21 protein-coding genes are annotated in these 22,190 nt (G+C 51.7%); 13 read left to right on the top strand and 8 right to left on the bottom strand.

From position 1 onward, the window contains the following. The first annotated feature begins 100 nt into the window (after positions 1–100). Positions 101–568: an NfeD family protein gene (locus ACVBEF_RS00465; protein WP_447121974.1), complete on the top strand. Its 468-nt coding sequence runs from the start codon at positions 101–103 to the stop codon at positions 566–568. Positions 569–595: 27 nt separating this feature from the next. After that, on the top strand, positions 596–1,522 hold the full coding sequence (locus ACVBEF_RS00460) for an SPFH domain-containing protein (RefSeq protein WP_447121973.1): 927 nt from the start codon (positions 596–598) through the stop codon (positions 1,520–1,522). Between the two features lie 86 nt (positions 1,523–1,608). On the opposite strand, the gene smpB is transcribed toward ACVBEF_RS00460, so the two are convergent. Further along, the gene (gene smpB, locus ACVBEF_RS00455; RefSeq protein ID WP_447121972.1) at positions 1,609–2,058 is read right to left on the bottom strand and encodes an SsrA-binding protein SmpB; all 450 of its coding nucleotides are present in this window, start codon (positions 2,056–2,058) and stop codon (positions 1,609–1,611) included. Positions 2,059–2,124: 66 nt separating this feature from the next. Between smpB and ACVBEF_RS00450 the strand changes: the two genes are divergently transcribed. Both ACVBEF_RS00450 and ACVBEF_RS00445 read left to right on the top strand, forming a co-directional pair. Next, positions 2,125–2,574, top strand: a complete 450-nt coding sequence (locus ACVBEF_RS00450) for a type II toxin-antitoxin system RatA family toxin (protein WP_447121971.1) — start codon at positions 2,125–2,127, stop codon at positions 2,572–2,574. Continuing rightward, on the top strand, positions 2,574–2,933 hold the full coding sequence (locus tag ACVBEF_RS00445; RefSeq protein ID WP_447121970.1) for an RnfH family protein: 360 nt from the start codon (positions 2,574–2,576) through the stop codon (positions 2,931–2,933). The genes ACVBEF_RS00450 and ACVBEF_RS00445 overlap by 1 nt, the downstream gene beginning before the upstream one ends. 44 nt (positions 2,934–2,977) lie before the next feature. On the opposite strand, the gene ACVBEF_RS00440 is transcribed toward ACVBEF_RS00445, so the two are convergent. Beyond that, a complete protein-coding gene (locus ACVBEF_RS00440) occupies positions 2,978–3,478 on the bottom strand; it encodes a DUF4124 domain-containing protein (protein WP_447121969.1) in 501 nt (166 codons plus the stop codon). Between the two features lie 324 nt (positions 3,479–3,802). Here ACVBEF_RS00440 and guaB point away from each other — a divergent pair, with 324 nt between their 5' ends. The 6 genes from guaB (at position 3,803) to ldcA (ending at position 10,004) form a co-directional block, all read left to right on the top strand. Continuing rightward, positions 3,803–5,263 (top strand): IMP dehydrogenase, encoded by a 1,461-nt coding sequence (gene guaB / locus ACVBEF_RS00435; protein WP_447121968.1) that lies wholly within the window; start codon positions 3,803–3,805, stop codon positions 5,261–5,263. A 203-nt stretch (positions 5,264–5,466) separates the two neighbouring features. Continuing rightward, positions 5,467–7,044 carry a glutamine-hydrolyzing GMP synthase gene (gene guaA / locus ACVBEF_RS00430; protein ID WP_447121967.1) on the top strand — a complete coding sequence of 526 codons (1,578 nt, stop codon included), beginning with the start codon at positions 5,467–5,469 and terminating at the stop codon, positions 7,042–7,044. Positions 7,045–7,371: 327 nt separating this feature from the next. After that, complete coding sequence (gene queE / locus ACVBEF_RS00425) at positions 7,372–8,007, top strand: 7-carboxy-7-deazaguanine synthase (RefSeq protein ID WP_447121966.1); 636 nt, start codon at positions 7,372–7,374, stop codon at positions 8,005–8,007. A 65-nt stretch (positions 8,008–8,072) separates the two neighbouring features. Further along, the gene (gene queD, locus ACVBEF_RS00420) at positions 8,073–8,522 is read left to right on the top strand and encodes a 6-carboxytetrahydropterin synthase QueD (protein WP_447121965.1); all 450 of its coding nucleotides are present in this window, start codon (positions 8,073–8,075) and stop codon (positions 8,520–8,522) included. A 12-nt stretch (positions 8,523–8,534) separates the two neighbouring features. Further along, the gene (tadA, locus tag ACVBEF_RS00415) at positions 8,535–9,038 is read left to right on the top strand and encodes a tRNA adenosine(34) deaminase TadA (RefSeq protein WP_447121964.1); all 504 of its coding nucleotides are present in this window, start codon (positions 8,535–8,537) and stop codon (positions 9,036–9,038) included. Positions 9,039–9,059: 21 nt separating this feature from the next. Next, a complete protein-coding gene (ldcA, locus tag ACVBEF_RS00410) occupies positions 9,060–10,004 on the top strand; it encodes a muramoyltetrapeptide carboxypeptidase (protein WP_447121963.1) in 945 nt (314 codons plus the stop codon). On the opposite strand, the gene ACVBEF_RS00405 is transcribed toward ldcA, so the two are convergent. Then, a complete protein-coding gene (locus ACVBEF_RS00405) occupies positions 9,991–10,911 on the bottom strand; it encodes an aldose 1-epimerase (RefSeq protein ID WP_447121962.1) in 921 nt (306 codons plus the stop codon). The genes ldcA and ACVBEF_RS00405 overlap by 14 nt on opposite strands. Before the next feature lie 198 nt (positions 10,912–11,109). On the opposite strand from ACVBEF_RS00405, the gene ACVBEF_RS00400 reads away from it, so the two are divergent. Next, the gene (locus tag ACVBEF_RS00400; RefSeq protein WP_447121961.1) at positions 11,110–12,711 is read left to right on the top strand and encodes an ABC-F family ATPase; all 1,602 of its coding nucleotides are present in this window, start codon (positions 11,110–11,112) and stop codon (positions 12,709–12,711) included. Between the two features lie 81 nt (positions 12,712–12,792). Here ACVBEF_RS00400 and ACVBEF_RS00395 read toward each other — a convergent pair whose 3' ends face one another. Further along, entirely contained in the window at positions 12,793–13,347 is a 555-nt protein-coding gene (locus tag ACVBEF_RS00395; protein WP_447121960.1) for a hypothetical protein, read from the bottom strand. Between the two features lie 224 nt (positions 13,348–13,571). Here ACVBEF_RS00395 and nadA point away from each other — a divergent pair, with 224 nt between their 5' ends. Together nadA and nadC are read left to right on the top strand one after the other, a co-directional pair. Beyond that, a complete protein-coding gene (nadA, locus tag ACVBEF_RS00390; RefSeq protein WP_447121959.1) occupies positions 13,572–14,711 on the top strand; it encodes a quinolinate synthase NadA in 1,140 nt (379 codons plus the stop codon). Further along, entirely contained in the window at positions 14,708–15,598 is an 891-nt protein-coding gene (gene nadC / locus ACVBEF_RS00385; RefSeq protein WP_447121958.1) for a carboxylating nicotinate-nucleotide diphosphorylase, read from the top strand. The genes nadA and nadC overlap by 4 nt, the downstream gene beginning before the upstream one ends. A gap of 48 nt (positions 15,599–15,646) precedes the next feature. Here nadC and nadB read toward each other — a convergent pair whose 3' ends face one another. From nadB to ACVBEF_RS00365, 4 genes are all read right to left on the bottom strand, one after another. Further along, entirely contained in the window at positions 15,647–17,248 is a 1,602-nt protein-coding gene (nadB, locus tag ACVBEF_RS00380) for an L-aspartate oxidase (protein ID WP_447121957.1), read from the bottom strand. Between the two features lie 215 nt (positions 17,249–17,463). After that, positions 17,464–18,675 (bottom strand): formate-dependent phosphoribosylglycinamide formyltransferase, encoded by a 1,212-nt coding sequence (gene purT, locus ACVBEF_RS00375; RefSeq protein WP_447121956.1) that lies wholly within the window; start codon positions 18,673–18,675, stop codon positions 17,464–17,466. A 288-nt stretch (positions 18,676–18,963) separates the two neighbouring features. After that, positions 18,964–20,640 carry an MFS transporter gene (locus ACVBEF_RS00370; protein ID WP_447121955.1) on the bottom strand — a complete coding sequence of 559 codons (1,677 nt, stop codon included), beginning with the start codon at positions 20,638–20,640 and terminating at the stop codon, positions 18,964–18,966. A gap of 604 nt (positions 20,641–21,244) precedes the next feature. Then, positions 21,245–22,084, bottom strand: coding sequence for a universal stress protein (locus ACVBEF_RS00365; protein ID WP_447121954.1), 840 nt, complete (start codon positions 22,082–22,084; stop codon positions 21,245–21,247). Positions 22,085–22,190 lie beyond the last annotated feature (106 nt).

Genomic DNA, 22,190 nt, shown 5'->3' with positions numbered 1-22,190 from the left:
GTTTTATTGAGTGAGTAGCCTTTAAATGCGAGCATTAACATGCTCGTATTTTTATTTGTGCGTTAGACTAACGAATCGAACAATTGCAGAAGGGAAATAAATGACTGCTTGGGTAGGATGGGCGCTGTTAGGCGGCGTTTTAGTGCTCGCGGAGCTATTTACCGGAACTTTCTATTTGCTGATGGTCGCCGTTGGTATGGGTGCAGGCGCGATTGCCGCGTCGGTGGGCGTGAGTCTGGAGTGGCAATTCGTGATCGCTGCCATCGTCGCAGTAGCCGGTACTGTCGTTGTGCGTCGCAGCCGATTCGGTAAACGCGGAAAGGTCAATGCAGCACGGGACCGTAATATCAATCTCGATATCGGGCAAACAATTAATGTCGATCTTTGGCACGCTGAAAGCGTTAGCGATGATGCTGACAAGGCTGGACTGTATACGGCGCGGGTTAAGTATCGTGGTGCGTTGTGGGATGTTGAGTTGGCTCCGGGAGAAAACGCCCATGCAGGTCAATTCATCATTGCCGAAATACGTGGCAGTCGCTTAATTGTGGCGAGTCATTTAAATAAGTAGTCAATAAACAACAGAGAAGGATCCACTATGTTCGGAAGCGTATCTTTAGTTATATTTTTTATTGCCATTGTTTTTGTCATGAAAACAGTCAAAGTCGTACCGCAGCAGCACGCTTGGGTCGTTGAACGATTGGGTAAGTATCACGCAACCTTAGGCCCGGGACTCAGTATCGTGTTGCCGTTTATCGATCGCGTTGCGTACAAACATATTCTGAAAGAAATCCCCCTCGATGTCCCCCCGCAAGTATGTATCACTAAAGATAATACTCAGTTGCAAGTAGACGGTGTTTTGTACTTCCAAATCACGGACCCAATGCGTGCATCCTACGGTTCATCAAATTACCTCGCAGCGATTACCCAATTGGCACAAACCACTTTGCGCTCGGTGATCGGTAAAATGGAACTGGATAAAACCTTTGAAGAGCGCGATCATATCAATACCACAATCGTCAACGCCATTGACGAGTCGGCAGCGAACTGGGGCGTGAAGGTGTTGCGCTACGAGATTAAAGATTTAACTCCGCCAAAAGAAATTTTGCACGCGATGCAGGCGCAAATCACCGCAGAGCGTGAAAAGCGCGCATTGATCGCCGCCTCCGAAGGTCGTAAGCAAGAGCAAATTAATATCGCCACCGGTGAGCGTGAAGCATCAATCGCCAAGTCAGAGGGTGAAAAGCAAGCCTCTATCAATCGTGCTGAAGGTCAGGCGGCAGCGATTCTTTCGATTGCGCAAGCGAGTGCAGAAGCTATCCGTAAAACGGCAGCCGCATTGCAAGAGCCGGGTGGCACGGATGCTGCAAATCTGAAGGTGGCCGAGCAATATGTCGCCGCTTTTAGCCAGTTAGCGAAGACGAATAACTCCATCATCGTTCCAGGAAATATGGGCGATATGAGTGGCTTGATTGCTACTGCGATGCAAGTAGTGAAATCCCAAGGTACTCCAAAGAAACCTTGACCCGGGCAACCGGTAAATAAAAAGCGCCAGCAAAAGACATTTTGCTGGCGCTGTTTTTTGGGGCAACGATATTGATGATGCAAAGATTAACGTCGATGCTGCTTCATCGCCGACTGAACTTCCCGCTCACCGTCTCGTTGTCTTTCTGTATCGCGCTTGTCATGCTGCTTCTTACCTTTACCGAGTCCGATTTCGCATTTAACCCGGCCACCTTTATAGTGCAAATTGAGCGGGATCATTGTAAAGCCTGAACGCTCAACTTTAATAATCAGTCGTTTGATTTCTTCGGCATGCAGTAGCAATTTGCGCGTACGTACCGCTTCCGGGTGAACGTGGGTAGAGGCGCTCAGAAGTGCGCTGATGTGCGCGCCGAACAGATAGATTTCACCATCGCGGATGATCACGTAGGCTTCTTTTAGCTGAGCGCGCCCGGCGCGAATAGCCTTTACTTCCCAGCCGTGGAGAACCATGCCGGCTTCAAAACGTTCTTCGATAAAGTAATCGTGAAAAGCTTTTTTGTTGTCAATAATACTCATGTAGTAGAAAGTGCCGTAGGTCGGTTAAAATTTCAGGTTGTGATTCTATCAAATGGTTGGTATTTAATGGCAGTTGTACATAAAACGGTATTGCTGGGATATAGCGCCCAACAGATGTTCGCGTTAGTCGAGCGGGTTGAAGATTACCCGCAGTTCCTGCCTTGGTGCGGTGGCGTTGAAGTGCGCGAGCGCGATAACGACAAATTAATTGCGACCCTCAACATACACTATCACGGGATCAAGCAGTCATTTACCACCGAAAATATCAACACCGCGCCCGTTGCTATGAAGATGCGGTTAGTGGAAGGGCCGTTCAAACATCTGGACGGAACGTGGGTATTCAAGCCTCTCCGCGCCGATGCGTGCAAAATTGAATTCGATTTGCACTACGAATTTTCGAATAAAATTCTTGATAAACTCATCGGGCCGGTGTTCAGCATGATCGCTAACAGTTTTGTGGATTCGTTTTGCAAGCGCGCTGAAACTGTCTACGGAAATGCCCCTGAGTTACCGTGATGACGATAACGCCAGAAACTAATGCCACAGGTCAAGAGACTGCCGTTCCTTCGATCCGCATTCAGGTTTGTTATGCGACGCCAACTGGCCAACCCATCCGCACACTGACCGTTTCCCAAGGGTCTTCGCTGCAGGATGCTATTGCCCGCAGCGGTTTGCTGGAGGATTACGAAATTGACCTGAGCCTGTGCCGTGTTGGTATATTCGGTAAGCTGAAAACACTGGATACCGTTGCCCGTGATTTGGATAGGATTGAAATTTATCGAGGATTAATTGCTGATCCCAAGGATTCAAGGCGAAAACGGGTGAACAAGATTGAGGAAGAGGCCAAGTTAGCCGCTGATAAAAAAACCCGCTGAGCAGATCAGCGGGTTTTTTTATTGGATCGAGAAAGGGAGCCGTTTTATTTGCAGTCATCCAACACTTGCTTGTTATCGCGGGATGCTTGCTTACGTTGGCCGTCGTTCAGAAACGCGCGTTGCCCATTGTTGTCGAGTTGCGCCATGCGTATGCCGGAGTCAAGTGTGCGTTGATAGGCACGGGCGATGTCGCAGTTCTTGGCTTTACTAGCCGCTTCTTTAGCACTCTCGGACGCTTTTTTATCTTTTTCGGCCTGATCAATTTGGCGTTTATTGAACGCAGCGTTTTGTTCGGCAAGAGTTGTAGGCGTATTGTTTACGGCATTGCCCAGCGTTGTACTGGTATCAGCAGGCGGTATCGAAAATGTACCCGGCATCTTGAGTATGCGTTGGGCAGGGACTGACGTTGGCGGCGGCATATCTGAATATTGCTTATTTCCTTTTTCATCTAGCCATACATATTGTGCTAAAGCGGCACTGGCTATACTCAGTATGCATAGCGTAGTAGTGACGAGAAGAAATTGCTTCACACGAATTGGGGTCATTTCATTCCTTGGATACACGCGAAAAGGGACCGAGAGCGTCTAAAAATTGTTGAAAATACAGTTCAATGATTTCGCCATGCTTTGACTACGGTGTCAATCTGTAGCTGATTTTTGAAAAAATTGTTGTTGCAGCAAAATCACTAACGCGAAACAGTCCCTGGAAGGCTATTCCTGCCGCATAAAAATCGCACTATCTTAGTCTTTGAATGTTGATAAGTGCAGTACTGAAACAATTTTGCAAAAGCTTTTCTTTAAAACCCCACACGCGGGTAACTACTTGCCGGTATTTCTGTATAATTCCCTTTTGCGCCTATAGGAAAAACTATGCGTCTAGTTGAAAATGCACTCACATTCGATGATGTGCTGTTAGTTCCGGCTTATTCGGACATCCTCCCCAAAGACACCACCCTCAAGACACGCTTGACGCGCAACATCGCGTTAAACATCCCGCTACTGTCGGCGGCGATGGATACCGTGACGGAAGCCCGTTTGGCCATCGCGATGGCGCAGGAAGGCGGCATAGGCATTATTCACAAAAACCTGACCGCGCAAGAGCAAGCGCGCGAGGTTGCCAAGGTCAAGCGGTTTGAGTCGGGCGTGGTGCGCGATCCGATCACGATCCCGCCAACCATGCGTATTCGTGACGTGATAGCGTTGTCCGAACAGCATGGCATCAGTGGTTTTCCGGTGGTTGAAGGCACCAGCCTCATCGGCGTCATTACCAACCGCGACCTTCGCTTCGAAGAAGAATTGGACGCCGAAGTCCGCGCCAAGATGACCCCCCGCGAACGTCTGGTCTACGTCAAAGACGGTGCCGATCTCAGCGAAGCCAAGCGTCTGATGAACAAGCATCGTCTGGAACGCGTGATGGTGGTCAACGACGCATTTGAGTTGCGCGGCCTGATCACTGTCAAAGATATTCAAAAATCTACGACCCATCCATTGGCATCGAAAGATGAGCACGGCAAATTGCGCGTTGGCGCTGCCGTTGGCGTTGGTGCTGATAACGAAGAACGTATTGCATTGTTAGTCAAGGCTGGCGTTGACGTGATTGTAGTAGACACTGCACACGGTCACTCCAAAGGCGTGCTCGATCGTGTCAAATGGGTCAAAGAGAATTTCCCCGACGTTGACGTCATCGGCGGCAATATCGCCACCGCCGCAGCCGCTTTGGCCTTAGTTGCACACGGTGCCGACGGCGTTAAAGTCGGTATCGGTCCCGGCTCAATCTGCACCACGCGCATCGTCGCTGGCGTTGGTGTGCCGCAGATTTCTGCCATCGCCAACGTTGCCGCTGCCCTCAAAGGCACAGGCGTACCAGTGATTGCCGACGGCGGCGTACGGTTCTCCGGCGATATCGCCAAAGCGCTTGCAGCCGGTGCCTCAACAGTCATGATGGGCAGCATGTTTGCTGGTACGGAAGAAGCACCCGGCGAAGTTATTCTGTTCCAGGGGCGCAGCTACAAATCGTATCGCGGCATGGGCAGTCTGGGCGCGATGTCGGACGGCTCCGCTGATCGTTACTTTCAGGATTCGGCCAGTAAAGCCGACAAGTTTGTCCCTGAAGGTATCGAAGGACGCGTACCGTACAAAGGCAGCGTCTTGACGATCCTGTATCAAATGATCGGCGGCGTTCGTTCTTCAATGGGTTATTGCGGTTGCGCGACGATTGAAGACTTGCAAAGCAAGGCTGAGTTCGTGCAAATCACCTCAGCCGGTATGCGCGAGTCGCACGTTCATGATGTGCAGATCACCAAGGAAGCGCCGAACTATCGGACGGAGTGATCATCGTGCTCACGGACAGACTTTTGCGCCTGCGATAAATTTTGCGCCACGTGTGGTTTAACTGCACGTGGCGCTTGTGGTTTTAGCGCGTAGTTTTACGCTTACTGCACCGCGCAGATCAGCTATCACCAACGTTTAGCAGTAGATTGATCAGATTCTCGATTCGGCTTTACATATACAACCAAGCTATTTAGGCGCACATCATGCACTCAAAGATACTCATTCTCGATTTCGGCTCCCAGGTAACCCAGCTCATCGCACGTCGCGTGCGTGACGCCGGTGTGTTCTCCGAGGTCTATCCGTACGACGTCTCTGACGAATTCATCCGCAACTACGGCGCTGCCGGTGTGATTCTTTCCGGCGGCCAAAATAGCGTCACCGATGGCGACACCCCACGCGTGCCGCAAGCCGTATTCGAGCTAGGCGTGCCGGTATTTGGTATCTGTTACGGCATGCAAGCAATGGCCGAACAACTGGGCGGCAAGGTCGAAATGGGCACAGTGCGCGAATTTGGTTACGCCGAAGTCCGTGCCCGCGGTCACACCGCATTACTCAACGACATCAGCGACTTCGTCACCCCAGAAGCCCACGCCATGCTAAAAGTCTGGATGAGCCACGGCGACAAAGTCCATCATCTCCCGCCCGGTTTCAAGCTCATGGCCTCCACGCCAAACTGCCCGATTGCCGGTATGGCCGATGAAGAACGGAAATTCTACGGCGTCCAATTCCATCCCGAAGTTACCCACACTGTCCAGGGCGAAGCCATCTTCAAGCGTTTCGTCGTCGATATCTGCGGCTGCAAGCCCGACTGGAATATGCCCGACTACATCGCCGAAGCGGTGGAGTCCATCCGCCAACAAGTCGGCACAGACGAAGTCATCCTCGGCTTATCCGGCGGCGTTGACAGCAGCGTAGCCGCCGCATTGATCCACCGTGCCATCGGCGATCAATTGACCTGCGTATTCGTCGATCACGGTTTGCTGCGTTTAGACGAAGGCAAAATGGTCATGGAAATGTTCGCCGAAAACCTCGGCGTAAAAGTCATTCGTGTAGACGCTACCGCCCAGTTCATGGGTCACCTCGAAGGCATCACCGACCCCGAAGCTAAACGTAAAATCATCGGCCGCGAATTCGTCGAAGTGTTCCAGGTCGAATCAGCCAAGCTGAAAAATGCCAAATGGCTAGCCCAAGGCACCATTTATCCCGACGTCATCGAAAGTGCCGGCAAAGGTAAAAAAGGCGTCACCATCAAAAGCCACCACAATGTCGGCGGCTTGCCAGAAACACTTAACCTGAAACTACTAGAACCCCTGCGCGAACTTTTCAAAGACGAAGTCCGCAAACTAGGTGTAGCTCTCGGCCTGCCGCACGCAATGGTCTACCGACACCCGTTCCCCGGCCCCGGTTTAGGCGTACGGATTCTAGGCGAGGTCAAACAAGAATTTGCCGACCTGCTACGTCGCGCTGACGCAATCTTCATCGAAGAACTACGCAACACTAAGGACGATAGCGACGAATCCTGGTACGACAAAACCAGTCAGGCTTTCGCCGTATTTTTACCAGTCAAATCAGTCGGCGTCATGGGTGACGGACGTACCTACGAATACGTAGTCGCATTGCGCGCGGTACAGACGCTAGACTTCATGACTGCGCAATGGGCACATTTGCCGCACGAGTTGCTTGGTCGTGTATCGAATCGGATTATTAACGAAGTACGTGGTATCAATCGTGTGGTGTATGACATTTCAGGTAAGCCACCGGCTACGATTGAATGGGAATGATTCGGGGATGAGAATCAACCTGAATTAAACAGCACCAAACACCACAAAGCCCGCTTACACGCGGGCTTTTATCAGCCAGATAATGATCGCCCTGCGTTGCAGAAAAGTGTATTTTTGATACCAATTTAAAGATGCCGCCATTTAGCTAGAGCGCCCTTTGTACGCTAAAATAGCGACCTTAACGGCAATATGCCACCCACAAATCGATAAGAATGACTAGCAAGGCGCGGCGTCGGCAGACTCTGCGCTTTTTTCACTGGTAGCTTTATTTTAGATAATTAATTGCCAGAGTTTCAACTTCTATCCAGCCATTTTGCGAGAAGCACCGTGACCTACAGTATCAAAGAAATTTTTTATACCCTTCAGGGCGAAGGTACGCACGCCGGGCGTCCAGCGGTATTTTGTCGCTTTAGCGGTTGTAATTTATGGACCGGACGCGAAGAAGATCGTAGCAAAGCGGTTTGCCAGTTTTGTGATACCGATTTTGTCGGCACTGACGGCGAAGGCGGTGGCAAGTTTAAGGATGCCCATGCGCTGGCTGGCACGATCAATGCACTTTGGCCGACGACTTATACGCAGAGTAAATTTGTGGTGTTTACCGGCGGCGAGCCGTTGCTGCAACTCGATACGGCATTGATCGCCAGCATGCACGCAGCAGGGTTTGAAATTGCTATTGAAACCAATGGCACGATAGAAGTGCCAGACGGCGTTGACTGGATTTGTGTCAGCCCCAAAATGGGTTCTGTCCTGAAAGTGTTCAAGGGCAATGAATTGAAAGTCGTCATTCCCCAACTCGGACAATCGCTGGCGACATATGAATCGCTTGATTTCGAGCATTTCTATTTGCAGGCGATGGATGGCCCGTTACTGGCCGATAATCTGCAACGCGCGATTGACACCTGCAAGCGCAATCCAAAGTGGAAGTTGAGCTTGCAGACGCATAAACTTCTGCACATTCCTTAACCCACTTTTTTAGAATCCGCTGCGCGATCACAACGGATTTTTTGATCATTTAAGCAGCCAACAATATGTTAACTATTACCCGCAAACTCGAATTCGATGCAGGACACCGCATCCCGGACCATAAAAGCCAATGTCGCAATTTGCACGGCCATCGTTACACGCTTGAAATTACGCTAGTTGGCGCGGTCATTGAAGTTGAAGGTAGCTCTGACAACGGCATGATCATGGATTTTTCGGATATCAAAACGCTGGCTAAACAGCATTTGGTCGATGTCTGGGATCACGCATTTATCGTGTATGAAAAAGATACCGCGGTGCGTGAATTTCTGGCGACCTTGCCGGACCACAAAACGGTGGTAATTGATCGAATTCCTACCGTTGAAAACCTGGCCCGCGCCGCCTACGATATTCTTAAAGCCGCCTACACAGATCATTACGGGACCGGCCTGCATTTGCAAAAGCTGGTGCTCCACGAAACCCCGAATTGCTGGGCTGAGATTTCTGAAGATCGGTGATCTGAACTGCGCATGAATAATCCAGATAATTCTCTCGACGCCATCTACATGCAGCAAGCGATTGAAGAAGCGCATAAAGCATGGGCGCTTGGCGAGGTGCCGGTCGGGGCGCTGGTGGTGAAGGATGGCGTGGTCATTGCAACCGGCTTTAATCAGCCGATTGGCCAGCACGACCCGACTGCGCATGCCGAAATCATGGCCTTGCGCGCCGCCGCTGCGGTGCTTGGCAATTACCGACTGCCGGGGTGCGAGTTGTATGTCACGCTGGAGCCGTGCGTGATGTGCGCGGGGGCGATGATGCATGCGCGACTGGCGCGGGTGGTGTATGGTGCGACCGATCCTAAAACCGGTGCTTGCGGCTCGGTGCTCAATCTGTTTGAGCAAGAAAAACTCAATCATCACACGGTACTCAGCGGCGGTGTTCTGGCCGATTCATGCGGAGCGCTGCTCAAGCAGTTTTTTGCCGAACGTCGTCTGGCGCTGGCGCAACAAAAAATCCTGAGCTGTTTAACGTAAACAATGACCCAAGGCGCTTCTGTGAATCAAGAAAATAGTAGTTTGCAGGGCGATACGCCAGCAGCAAAAATTGGCGTGGCGCTGATTGCACCAAGCGGTTACGCGCTCGATGAACAGGTCCTGGCGCGCGGCATCATTGCGCTACAAAAGCAGGATTGCGTGGTCTATAACTATTACGATGCGGCCGAAAAATATCAGCGCTTCGGCGGCACAGATGCCGCACGGGTAGAGCAAATGTATGCGGCGATGCACAATCCGCAAGTCCAGATCGTCATGGCCGTGCGCGGTAGTTACGGCATGTCACGCTTGTTGCCGCTATTGGATTTTCAAAGAATTGCAGCGAGTAAAAAACTGTTCGTCGGCCATAGCGATTTCACCGCATTTCAGTTGGCATTGCTGGCGCAAACCGGTTTTCAGAGTTTTGCCGGGCCGATGCTGTGTGGCGATTTCGGTGGCGACGCATTGAGTCAATTCACGATGACGCATTTCTGGCACAGTCTGCGCCAGACGGAGCAGACCGTGGAGGTTGCTGCAGAAGGCAATCCGGATGTCAACGTCAGCGGCACTTTGTGGGGCGGCAATCTGGCGATGCTCAACCATTTGATCGGTACGCCGTATTTGCCGCACATTGAAGATGGCATTTTGTTTCTCGAGGACATCGGTGAGCACCCGTATCGGATCGAGCGCACGCTGTTACAACTTCAATATGCCGGGATTCTGGGCCGCCAACAGGCGATCGTGCTGGGGAATTTTTCACATTATCGACTGGCCGAGCACGATAACGGTTACGACTTCAACGCCATGCTGGCGTATTTGCGCGCCCACATCGCCGTACCGATACTGACTGGCCTGCCGTTTGGTCACATGCGCGACAAAGTGACGCTACCGGTGGGTAGTCAGGCCAAGTTGGTTTCAGGCGCTGCTGGCTTTCAATTGATGATCAAAAGTGCGCTTAGTTTGCGTTGATCTCGCTGACGTTAAATGTGGTGTGCATGGCCAGGGTTTGTCCCTTCGCCAAGGTCATCAGTCCCGGTTTGCCGGATAAGTGAAAAGCATCAATCGGATGCGTCACCGGCTCAAAACAAAAAAAGTCCTGACCCGGTGGCCGATACAGCAAACCGTAGCCATTGCAGTGATCTGACGTCATCGTTATTTGTAAGCCGCGCTCAGGCTGACTAACCACCGCCTTGCCATCCCATCCCGTAAAACAATTGTCAATCAACGGCCCGTCCATCGCGGCTGGCCGGTTGTAATCCCACGTCTGTGGAAACACGCTGGTATGCGCGGTAGGAATGCAGTCATTCCCGGAGAGCATCACACCGGCAGTGTGCGCATGGAAGCTGGTCGCAGCGTTGCGGGGAAAGTAGGGGTGCAGGCCCAGCCCGTAAGGCAGCGCCTCGGCTCCTAAATGGGTGACAGCTAAGGCGATAGATAGTCCATCGTCCAATAAAGTAAATGTTTGCGTACAGCGATAGACGTGCGGATTGCCGTTAAATCGCTCTGATTTCAGCGTCAATTCAATGCTGCTGGCAGTTTGTTTACTGACGCGCCATTTCTGCTGCCAGCCGTCGCCATGAATCGGATACTGCTCGCCAGCGCGATTTGCTGAGACCGGATAATGCCGGCCTTGATGCGTGAATTCGCCTTCGGTAATCCGATTTGACCAAGGGACTAGCGGAAAACATGCAGTTGCAGTGCAATCCTTCGATTGCCCGTCCCAGCCGCGTAAGAGCGGATGCCACTGCTGTGCGTGTTGCCATTCCCATGCGGCAATGCTGCCGCCTAATGTGGGTAGTAATTGCAACCGTTGTGTTGCCGACTCCAGCGTAATGATCGGGAGGGTGTGGGCATCCTGCAGGTTTCTAGTGGTCATTTGTGAGAGGAGAAGGAATCGCAGGTGGGAATTCGGTCTACGATGCTAACACTTGCGCTATGGACACAATGATGAATAATTTTGACAAAGTGATACCTAAATCATGAAAAATAGTTTTTCTTATCTCAGGCCTAAGGCCTCAGGGCTAGCGCTCTGGTAAAATACGCGGTTATTTAATCTGGTCCTAAAGGCTTTTCCGTGTTATCTACAGCAAATATTACGATGCAGTTCGGCGCCAAGCCGTTGTTTGAAAACATTTCAGTCAAATTCGGCGATGGCAATCGGTATGGCTTGATTGGTGCTAACGGTTGCGGTAAATCGACTTTCATGAAGATTTTAGGTAGCGATCTGGAGCCGTCGGGCGGTAATGTGATGCTGGACCCAAATGAGCGTTTGGGTAAATTGCGTCAAGATCAGTTTGCATTTGAAGACATGCGCGTGCTGGATGTCGTGATGATGGGCCACACCGAGATGTGGGCGGCGATGGCCGAGCGTGATGCGATTTACGCCAATCCTGAAGCGACCGACGACGACTATATGAAGGCCGCTGAGCTTGAGGCTAAATTTGCAGAATACGACGGATATACCGCCGAATCGCGGGCCGGTGAATTGCTGCTCGGCGTCGGCGTGGCGATGGATCAGCATAAAGGTCCGATGAGCAATGTTGCACCGGGCTGGAAGCTGCGCGTATTACTGGCGCAGGCGCTGTTCTCGAATCCAGACATTTTGCTGCTCGACGAGCCGACCAATAACCTCGATATCAACACTATTCGCTGGCTCGAAGATGTGCTCAATCAGCGCAATTCGACCATGATCATTATTTCCCATGATCGTCACTTTTTGAATCAGGTGTGCACGCATATGGCCGATATGGATTACGGCACATTGAAGGTGTATCCGGGTAATTACGATGACTACATGTTGGCGTCTACCCAAGCGCGCGCGCAGCAATTGTCAGTGAACGCCAAAGCCAAGGATAAAGTTGCTGAGTTACAAGACTTTGTGCGACGTTTTGCAGCGAACAAGTCCAAGGCGCGTCAGGCAACTTCACGCGCTAAACAGATTGAAAAAATCAAGGTTGAAGATCTCAAACCCTCTAGCCGCGCTAATCCGTTTATCCGTTTCGATGGCGAGAAAAAGCTCCATCGTCTGGCCGTGGATGTCCAAAGTATTAGCAAGAGTTATGACCGTACCTTGTTTAAAAATTTCAGCATCATGGTCGAGGCGGGCGAGCGTATTGCAATTATCGGGGCCAACGGCGCTGGTAAAACGACGTTGCTGCGTAGTATCGGCGGCACCGATGTCTGTACTTTAGAGCCCGATACCGGTTTGGTGAAGTGGGCGGAAAACGCGAATGTCGGTTACATGCCGCAAGATCCTACTGAAAATTTCGCCGCCGATATTACCCTGACCGATTGGATGGGTGCCTGGACGCAAGAGGGTGACGATGATCAGGCAGTACGTTCGATTTTGGGTCGTTTGCTGTTTAGCGGCGATGATGTCAAGAAGTCAGTCAAAGTCTTGTCCGGTGGTGAAAAAGGCCGCATGACCTACGGTAAATTGATGCTGGGCCGCCATAATATTTTGTTGATGGATGAGCCAACGAACCATATGGATATGGAATCGATCGAATCGCTTAATATTGCGCTCGATAAATATGCCGGGACGCTAATTTTTGTCTCGCACGATCGTGAATTTGTGTCATCGCTGGCAACCCGGATTCTTGAAGTGAAAGAAAATGAAGTCGTTGATTTCCGTGGAAACTATGAGGATTATTTGAGCAGCCAGGGTATTGAGTAATTGATTTTTTAGCCTGCGATTGTAAGAAAGCAGGCGACAAGAAAAGCGCACCGAAACGAAGGTGCGCTTTTTTTATGCGCTTTAGTCGAGCAAGATTGAGTTGGGACCGGATTGCCCGGGATAGAGCAAACTATCGAGCCGGTCACGCAGACTACGGGTGACCTCCTTGCCTTTTGCTTTAAGTACCGCTTCCAGATAAAGCTGGCGTAATTCCTTGAACTCATCAATGGAGCTGGCGCGTTCAACTTTGAGTTGCAAGCCGTAACCACGCAGGCCGAGTGCGCTTTTAATGGTTTCGTTGTAGAACCCATAGACAGCTTCAAATTGGCTGGCACCGATCGGCACAGTGGTTTGGGTAGGTACTGTTGTATTCGCTGCCGGAGGAGACACCGCAGCGCTGGCATCGACGGCAGGAGCCGGTGCGAGTTGGATGGCGTGGGGTGCAATCATGCCCGCCTCCAGTAACGCCTCAAGATGTTCTTGCGCCAGTCCTAGTCCGGCAACTTTCTGCAACAGAGAAGGGCTGTCAGTTTTACCATCAACCAACAACAGTAAGGTGCGTAGACGTGCCGTCAGAACGTTGCTTCTTGTCGCGATTTCTTCCCTGCCACGTGGGGTTTTGTCAAACAGTGTCATCGCGTATTGTTAGTGATTATTGTTAAGATATATTACGGCAGATTATTCTCAGTGGCAATAAAGCAATACCGCAGCAACGATGCTGCATTGGCAGTAAAATTACCCTCCGTCATTGGGTAGAGTCAGGTTTTCTGGTCTCGTTGATCTCCTTGTTTTAGGCGTTTTTCTCTAATTTTCTCTCTACTTTTTTCTCTACCTTTTCTTTCATTAGCAGGTTCATCGTCATGCCATCCCCACTTATTAAAACCGTTGAATTCGAGCTGCCACAAATGGCGCAAGGCAGTAGCTGCACTTCGCAAGCTTGGGCCCGCGTTGCCGCGACGCCTACGCAGGAAGAAAAAACGGCCTTAAAGGCCCGAATTAAACGCCTCCTCATTGAGAAGCAGGCAGTGCTGGTCGCGCATTACTATGTCGATGCCGATTTGCAGGATTTAGCGGAAGAAACCGGTGGTTGCGTCTCCGATTCGCTGGAAATGGCACGTTTCGGTCGCGATCATGCGGCGCAGACCCTGGTGGTTGCCGGGGTCAAGTTTATGGGCGAAACATCCAAAATCCTTAGCCCGCACAAACGGGTATTGATGCCCGATCTGGATGCGACCTGTTCGCTCGATCTGGGTTGCCCTGCCGATGAATTCAGCGCGTTTTGTGACGCTCATCCAGACCGCACGGTGGTGGTCTATGCGAACACCAGCGCGGCGGTAAAGGCCCGTGCCGACTGGATGGTGACGTCATCGATTGGCCTCGATATCGTGGCCCATCTGCATGCGCAGGGCAAAAAGATTTTGTGGGCACCGGATAAACATCTGGGCGGCTACATCCAGAAAAAGACTGGTGCCGATATGTTGCTGTGGCAGGGTTCTTGTCTGGTGCATGACGAATTCAAAGGCATTGAGCTGGAACTCTTGCGGCGCGAACATCCGGGGGCAAAGGTGTTGGTGCATCCCGAATCGCCGCAGGACGTGGTGGATCAGGCCGATGTGGTCGGCTCCACTTCACAATTGATCGCCGCGGCCCAGACGCTGGACGCGGACGTATTCATCGTCGCCACTGACAACGGCATTTTGCACAAAATGCGCATGGCCGCACCGGGCAAGCGTTTTATCGACGCACCCACTGCTGGCAATAGCGCGACTTGCAAAAGTTGTGCGCATTGTCCGTGGATGGCGATGAACGGCTTGCAGAATCTGGCCGATGTGCTCGAATCGGGCAGTAATGAAGTCCACGTTGATGCCGAGGTCAGCCGCAAGGCCGTGATCTGCATTGATCGCATGCTCGACTTTGCCGCCGAGCGCAAAGCTAACACACGTCCGTCGGGCGATCTGGCGCAAGAACAAACACTTTTTTCAGGAATTGGTCCGGCATGATTATCGCTACTAGTAATACCCGCAGCATATTAATAAATCGTTTTGCGCCCTTTGATCCGGCACTGCAAAGCGCCTTTGAGAACAATATCAGCGCGGCGATTGCCGAAGATGTTGGCAGCGGCGACTTCACCGGCATGCTGGTCCCAGCCGATGCAATGGTCAAAGCGCGCGTCATTGTGCGGGAGGAGGCGGTACTGTGCGGCGCACCTTGGTTTGAGGCAGTAATGCAGCGCCTTGATAGCCGTATTGGCATCGTCTGGCACTATGCCGAAGGCGATCTGATGCGCGCCGATAGCGCGGTGTGCGAGATCACAGCCCCAGCACGCGGTTTGCTCACTGCCGAACGCGGTGCACTCAATTTTCTACAATTATTATCTGGCGTGGCCACTGCGACGCGCAGCTATGTTAACCTGATCGCCCACACCAAGGCTCACATACTCGATACACGCAAAACCTTACCCGGCTTACGCCTGGCGCAAAAATACGCGGTGAGGGTGGGCGGCGGTCACAATCAGCGACTGGCGCTCTACGACGGGATTCTGATTAAAGAAAATCACATCGCCGCAGCCGGTGGTATTACCCCTGCTATGCAAGCAGCACAAAGCCTCAATGCCGGAGTCACGATACAAGTTGAGGTGGAAGATTTGGTACAGCTCGATGAAGCGCTGGCGGCAGGCGCTGTCTCAATCCTGCTCGATAATTTCAGTCTCGATGGAATGCGCGATGCGGTGCGCTTGACTGCGGGCAGGGCGTTATTGGAGGCTTCGGGCGGGATTAATATGGAATCTGTACGGGCCATCGCCGAGACTGGCGTGGATCGGATTTCGATTGGTAGCCTGACCAAGGATGTTCGGGCTGCCGATTATTCGTTGAGGGTGTTGGATTAAGGTTTCTTTTGCAAAAGCGCGTAGGTTAACACCTACGCGCTTTCGAACTTAAAGCCGATCCGGCGTTAATACCGTCGGCAACGCCTTAGCCAGCGTGTGCGGATAATCCTGACTGTAATGCAGCCCCCGGCTTTCGCGTCGTGACAGCGCACTTTCGACGATCAGCGATGCGACTTGCACCAGATTACGCAACTCCAGCAAATCGCGACTAATGCGGAAGTGGGCGTAATACTCATCAATTTCTTCCTTCAATAGTCTGATTCGATGCTGCGCCCGTTCCAGCCGTTTGTTGGTGCGCACGATGCCGACGTAATTCCACATAAAGCGACGCAACTCATCCCAGTTATGGGAGATCACGACTTCTTCGTCTGCATCTATCACGCGACTTTCATCCCAGGCCGGTAGCGCTCTGGATGGCGGTTTGGGTTGCTGCTCGATATATTTAGCGGTGGCGCGACCGATGACGACGCATTCCAATAACGAGTTGCTAGCCAGCCGGTTGGCACCGTGCAAGCCGGTGTAAGCGGTCTCGCCAACTGCATATAAGCCGGGCAGATCGGTGCGGCCATTGAGATCAGTGACTACGCCGCCGCAGGTAAAATGCACCGCAGGCACGACCGGGATCGGTTGCGTGGTGATATCGATGCCAAGCTCCAGACAACGTGCATAAATGGTCGGGAAATGCTCTTTTAAAAATGCCGGTGATTTGTGGCTGATATCGAGATCGACGTGATCAAGGCCACGTTTTTTCATTTCAAAATCAATCGCCCGAGCTACGATATCGCGTGGGGCGAGTTCGGCACGCTCATCATGCTCGGGCATGAAACGTTTGCCGGCGTCTTCGCCTTCTGTGTCAGGTAGTTTCAGCAAACCGCCTTCACCGCGGATGGCTTCGGTGATCAAAAATGATTTGGCGAACGGGTGATATAAACAAGTCGGATGAAACTGGATGAACTCCATGTTGGCGACGCGGCAACCGGCACGCCAGGCCATCGCAATGCCGTCGCCAGTGGCGGTGTCGGGGTTGGTTGTGTAGAGATAGACTTTTCCTGCGCCGCCGGTAGCCATGACCGTGTGGCCCGCGCTGATGGTCAGGACTTGACCAGTCTTGACGTTTTTGGCGTAGAGACCAAGGCATTGTGGAGCAGTTTCTTTGCCGTTAATTTTTTGCGCGGTAATCAGGTCAATGGCGTAATGGTCTTCCAGCAACGTAATGTTGGGATGCGCCCGGACTTTTTGTTCTAGCGTTACTTGAACCGCGTGCCCGGTTGCATCGGCGGCGTGAATGATGCGGCGCTGGCTGTGACCGCCTTCTCGCGTGAGATGAAACCCCATTTCGGCGCTGGCGTCGAGCGTAAATGGCACGCCTTGTTCGATCAGCCATTCAATGGCTTCACGCCCGTGCTCAACGATAAACCGCGTCGCGCCTTCGTCACACAATCCGCTACCGGCAATGAGGGTGTCGGAAATATGTTCTTCGTAGCTATCGCCGGAATCGAGTACCGCAGCAATGCCTCCTTGGGCCCAGTTGCTGGCACCGTCGAGGAGTGCCCGTTTTGAGACCACCACTACTTTACTTTTTTCTGCAAGATGGAGCGCAACAGACAGGCCTGCCAGGCCGCTACCGATAATGGCAACATCAAATTTCATAATAGTGGAGTGTAGAAATGCTGATTGCTCTGAACGGCGAGAGGAAAAGGTGAATAAGTGTAGCGTAATCGGCAACGCTTTGCTGTGCCTTAGTCAATCGGGTTTTGCGCGAGGGAAATGGCGTGAGATTGCTGGCTGTGGGGGATGTGAATTGGCCGGTATTGATTGCGATCCGCGTCAGTGTGAGCGACGCGGATATAGTACATTGCCGCGTATTAATTCGGGATAACCGGCTTGACTTTAGCCGCCGCTTGCTTAGCCTTGACGCGTGCGCTTTCGACGTCCTTGGCGGTGGCGAGCGCTACCCCCATACGGCGGCGTTCGAACGATTCCGGCTTGCCGAACAAACGAATGTCAACACCAGGTTCACGTAAGGCGTCGGCGACGCCTTCGAAGGCGATTCCTTTGGCGTCGTGTTTGCCATAAATCACCGCCGAGGCTGCCGGGCTGTGGAGCGCGACATTGACCGGCAAGCCAAGGATGGCTTTGGCGTGCAATTCAAACTCGCTTTGCACCTGACTGGCCATCGTGACCATGCCTGTATCGTGCGGGCGCGGGCTGACTTCGGAGAACCAGACCATGTCATTTTTGACGAATAATTCAACGCCAAAGACACCCAGTCCGCCGAGGTTATCGGTGACTTTTTTGGCGATATCACGTGCCCGGACCAGTGCGTCTGGATGCATGGCATGCGGTTGCCATGATTCGACATAATCGCCTTGTACTTGAACGTGACCGATGGGTTCACAGAAATGGGTTTTGACGCTGCCGTCAGCTTCCAGCGCACGCACGGTTAGCAAGGTGATTTCATAGTCGAAGTCAATGAAGCCTTCGACGATCACGCGACCGGCATCGACGCGTCCGCCAGCAGCGGCATGCGCCCAAGCTGCGTCAATCTCGTCTGCACTATCGATCTTGGACTGGCCTTTGCCAGACGATGACATCACCGGTTTGATCACGCAAGGAAAGCCGATCGCGTCGCAAGCAGCTTTGAGTTCTTCGAGATTGTTGGCGAAGCGATACGGCGAGGTTGCCAGGCTAAGGGTTTCTCCGGCGAGGCGGCGAATACCTTCCCGGTTCATGGTCAGCCATACCGCGCGTGCGGTCGGGATCACGGTGATTTTGCCAGCGGCTTCCATCGCCACCAGTGTTTCTGTGGCAATGGCTTCAATTTCGGGTACTACCAAATCTGGTTTTTCCAGCGCAATCAGTGCTTCCAGTGCTGCGCCGTCGGTCATGTTGATGACGTGCGAGCGATGCGCGACTTGCTGGCCGGGGGCATTCGCATAGCGGTCTACAGCGATCACTTCTACCCCAAGGCGTTGCAACGAAATAATGACCTCCTTGCCAAGCTCGCCCGATCCTAGCAGCATGACTTTGGTGGCAGAAGGGGATAGCGGTGTACCGATACGGACAGATGGCTTCATATTCTCAGGCTTCGATAGAGGGTTGGTGACGATAGCAAATACTGGCAGTTTTGGACAGTGATAAATGCCAATGTTCAGAGCAAAGAGAGGTTGGGGCCCGACTGTCGCGTCTGCCTCTAGTGCGTGACAGATTCCAGACACATGGCAAGAGACGGTATACAAAAATAAAAAAGCCGATCAGGTCCGGTAACCCGATCGGCTTAAATCTCTGAAGGAATTGACAAAGGATGTTGTTGCTGCAACTTAACGTATCTGTTGCAACAGCCTCCTATGCCTTTTTCTTTTTATCTAGCGCTCATCTGCATAGATGTCGTTATGCACGGTTTCTTTAACAAACAGGACACCGATGACGAAGGTTGCCAGTGCAATCACAATCGGATACCACAGACCGTAATAAATATCCCCTTTGTAAGCAACCATGGCAAAGGCAGTCGTTGGCAGCAGACCGCCAAACCAACCGTTACCGATGTGATACGGCAAGGACATGGATGTGTAGCGAATACGGGTAGGGAACATTTCTACCAGCATCGCTGCAATTGGACCGTACACCATCGTCACGTAGAGCACCAAGATGAACAGCAGCAACAATACCATCGGTTTATTGATTTGAGCAGGGTCAGCTTTGCTTGGATATCCAGCCCCTTTAATAGCGGCAGACAATTCAGCGGAAAAGGCTTTGTCCTGCGTCGTAGCATCTGCTTTCGATAGCGGGGCGGCATTGTACGAAGTGAGGATTTTGTCACCTATCTTAATTGTTGCCTCAGTACCTGGTGCGCCAGCGACGTTTTCATAGTTCACCGACATGGCTGATAGCTTGGCCTTGGCGATGTCGCATGATGACGTGAACTTTTTGGTGCCGGTTGGATTGAACTGGAACTGGCATGTCGCAGGATCAGCTGTGACGATGACCGGTGCGCTCTTCAATGCTGCTTCCAATGCTGGATTGGCATAATGAGTCAGGCCAGAGAAGATCGGGAAGTAGGTAAATGCAGCGATCAGGCAACCTGCCATGATGATTGGTTTGCGGCCAATTTTGTCCGAGATCGTTCCGAAAATCAAAAAGAATGGCGTGGCAATAAGGAGCGCTAGTGCGATCAAAATATTTGCCGTCGGGCCATCAACTTTCAGGGTTTGTGTCAGGAAGAATAGCGAATAGAACTGGCCGGTGTACCAGACGACGGCCTGACCGGCAGTCAAACCAAACAACGCCAGAATCACGATTTTCATGTTTTTCCACTGGCCGAATGCTTCAGTCAGTGGTGCTTTTGAAACTTTTCCTTCAGCTTTCATCCTTGTGAATGCCGGTGACTCGCTCATGGACAGACGAATCCAGACTGATACGCCTAACAAAACAATCGATACCAGGAACGGAATGCGCCAGCCCCAGTCAGCAAATGCTTCTTCGCCGACGGCAGTACGTACGCCCAGAATCACGAGCAATGACAAGAACAAACCAAGCGTCGCCGTGGTTTGGATCCAGGCAGTAAAAGCGCCGCGTTTGTCATCCGGTGCATGTTCGGCGACGTAAGTGGCTGCGCCGCCATACTCACCGCCCAATGCGAGGCCTTGCAAGATGCGCAAAGCGACCAGGATGATCGGAGCAGCAATCCCAATCGAGTTGTAATTTGGCAAAATCCCGACAATGAAGGTCGACGCCCCCATGATCAGAATCGTGACCAAAAATGTATATTTGCGGCCAATCATGTCGCCTAAGCGACCGAATACCAATGCGCCAAACGGGCGCACGATAAAACCGGCGGCAAAGGCCAGCAAGGCAAAAATGAACGCTGTATTAGGGTCAGTGCCAGCGAAAAACTGCTTGGCAATAATAGCGGCCAGCGAGCCGTATAAATAAAAGTCATACCATTCGAATACTGTACCGAGGGAAGATGCAAAAATAACTTTGCGCTCCTCTGCCGTGATACCGCGTGAAGGGGCTCTCCCTGCTGCAATACTGGTCGCCATACTTGTCTCCTGATTATTTGTTTTGTTTAAGCCAACGCTTTATATGCGTTTGGACGATTGGAGTGTGCAGGTATAACCTTACGCAAATCTTGCTTTAAACTTACAGAAACTTACAAGGAGAGAAAATGTATCGGCTCGCTAATAGCTGACTGAAATAGAAATTACGAATGTCAGTGCAATACCTGCCTTCGGTTCGAGAAAGTAGTTTTTCTCTTTTTGCGCTGATGAAGTGGAGGTAGGAGTTGTTGGCAAGATGTTGAGCCAGTTTTGACATGGCTATGATCCTGGAAGCGGCAGTTGACAGCTGCAAGGTATTTATAAGTGATTGAACAAATGAAATATTTTCATAATAAATGCTGTCATCTGTCGGGTGACTACGCTACCGGCACGAGTGTGCGTTTTTTCTATTCCCTGGCTTCGTTACTTCTCCTTGGAGAATGCAGTCTGCCACGTCGTCGGACTTGGCCAGAAAACCGGAAAACGCACACTCATGCCCTCCAACTGCCTTTTCCAGAATGAAGCGGATACTTCAATAAGCATTCTGTAGACTGTCGGGCCGTCCTCCTGATTTTTTAGCTCAGTCAGTCCGACAGACTCTGGGTATTTAATGGGCCATCAAGAGTGGAGTGGTCATGCTCTGCAATATGGTGCGGGTCACGCCACCGAGAATAATCTCGCGAAAACGCGAGTGGCCATAACCGCCCATCACAATCAAATCGGCACCAACGTCGGCTGCGTGAGACAACAATGCGTTACCGACATCCATAACAGTTTTCTGTTGTGATACCTCTACTGTGAGGTGATGACGGGCCAGGTAAAGCGCAATGTCGGCACCCGGTTGCTCGCCGTGTACTCCGAATTCTTTATCGGGATTAAATACCACTATCTCTACATTTTGCGCGCGCTTGAGTAACGGGATTGCCTGGGTCAGCGCGTGTGTTGCCTCCATGCGGCCGTTCCATGCCACCAACACCTGTTGCCCGATTTTGTCGAAGTGGCCGATATAGGGAATGATCAGCACGGGGCGACCACAATTCATGACAATATTTTCTGGAAAGTCGGGCATCACGTCTGCCGATGGATCATGCACATCGGTCTGTCCGATAACCACCAAATCGCAATAGCGCGCCTGCAAACTGAGACCGGCGACTGCATCATCGTCGATCAGACGTCTTTCGTAGGACGTCACACCAATACTTTGCACAATGGCTTCAAATTCCGTCAGTCCTCGTTGCGCCCGTTCTTCCAAATAATCCAGATTGACGGTTGCCATTGAGCCACCTGCGTCGGCGACCATGCTTGAGTAGACCCATGGCGATATGCCTGTCATCGCTGCCCCAATCAAATGTGCGTTTTGAGTTATCGCAATACCTGCTGCAACTCTGATGCATTCGGGAGCGTGCCTGGATTGGTCCACATGCACGAGAATGGTTTTATAGGACATGTCGTACCTTCTTTCAACCGCGAAACGGTAGTTGGTAGTGTGACCACCCGACAGGTGACAGTATTTATTGTAAAAATATTTAATTTATTCAATCACTCATACGTGT

The organism is Glaciimonas sp. GG7, from assembly GCF_052976905.1.
This window is presented reverse-complemented; position numbering and strand designations above follow the sequence as displayed.

Bases quoted from the DNA above. Each gene is read 5' to 3' on its own strand.
- ACVBEF_RS00465 (WP_447121974.1), top strand. From the start codon at position 101: ATGACTGCTTGGGTAGGATGGGCGCTGTTAGGCGGCGTTTTAGTGCTC.
- ACVBEF_RS00460 (WP_447121973.1), top strand. From the start codon at position 596: ATGTTCGGAAGCGTATCTTTAGTTATATTTTTTATTGCCATTGTTTTT.
- smpB (WP_447121972.1), bottom strand. From the start codon at position 2,058: ATGAGTATTATTGACAACAAAAAAGCTTTTCACGATTACTTTATCGAA.
- ACVBEF_RS00450 (WP_447121971.1), top strand. From the start codon at position 2,125: ATGGCAGTTGTACATAAAACGGTATTGCTGGGATATAGCGCCCAACAG.
- ACVBEF_RS00445 (WP_447121970.1), top strand. From the start codon at position 2,574: ATGACGATAACGCCAGAAACTAATGCCACAGGTCAAGAGACTGCCGTT.
- ACVBEF_RS00440 (WP_447121969.1), bottom strand. From the start codon at position 3,478: ATGACCCCAATTCGTGTGAAGCAATTTCTTCTCGTCACTACTACGCTA.
- guaB (WP_447121968.1), top strand. From the start codon at position 3,803: ATGCGTCTAGTTGAAAATGCACTCACATTCGATGATGTGCTGTTAGTT.
- guaA (WP_447121967.1), top strand. From the start codon at position 5,467: ATGCACTCAAAGATACTCATTCTCGATTTCGGCTCCCAGGTAACCCAG.
- queD (WP_447121965.1), top strand. From the start codon at position 8,073: ATGTTAACTATTACCCGCAAACTCGAATTCGATGCAGGACACCGCATC.
- tadA (WP_447121964.1), top strand. From the start codon at position 8,535: ATGAATAATCCAGATAATTCTCTCGACGCCATCTACATGCAGCAAGCG.
- ACVBEF_RS00405 (WP_447121962.1), bottom strand. From the start codon at position 10,911: ATGACCACTAGAAACCTGCAGGATGCCCACACCCTCCCGATCATTACG.
- ACVBEF_RS00395 (WP_447121960.1), bottom strand. From the start codon at position 13,347: ATGACACTGTTTGACAAAACCCCACGTGGCAGGGAAGAAATCGCGACA.
- nadA (WP_447121959.1), top strand. From the start codon at position 13,572: ATGCCATCCCCACTTATTAAAACCGTTGAATTCGAGCTGCCACAAATG.
- nadC (WP_447121958.1), top strand. From the start codon at position 14,708: ATGATTATCGCTACTAGTAATACCCGCAGCATATTAATAAATCGTTTT.
- nadB (WP_447121957.1), bottom strand. From the start codon at position 17,248: ATGAAATTTGATGTTGCCATTATCGGTAGCGGCCTGGCAGGCCTGTCT.
- purT (WP_447121956.1), bottom strand. From the start codon at position 18,675: ATGAAGCCATCTGTCCGTATCGGTACACCGCTATCCCCTTCTGCCACC.
- ACVBEF_RS00370 (WP_447121955.1), bottom strand. From the start codon at position 20,640: ATGGCGACCAGTATTGCAGCAGGGAGAGCCCCTTCACGCGGTATCACG.
- ACVBEF_RS00365 (WP_447121954.1), bottom strand. From the start codon at position 22,084: ATGTCCTATAAAACCATTCTCGTGCATGTGGACCAATCCAGGCACGCT.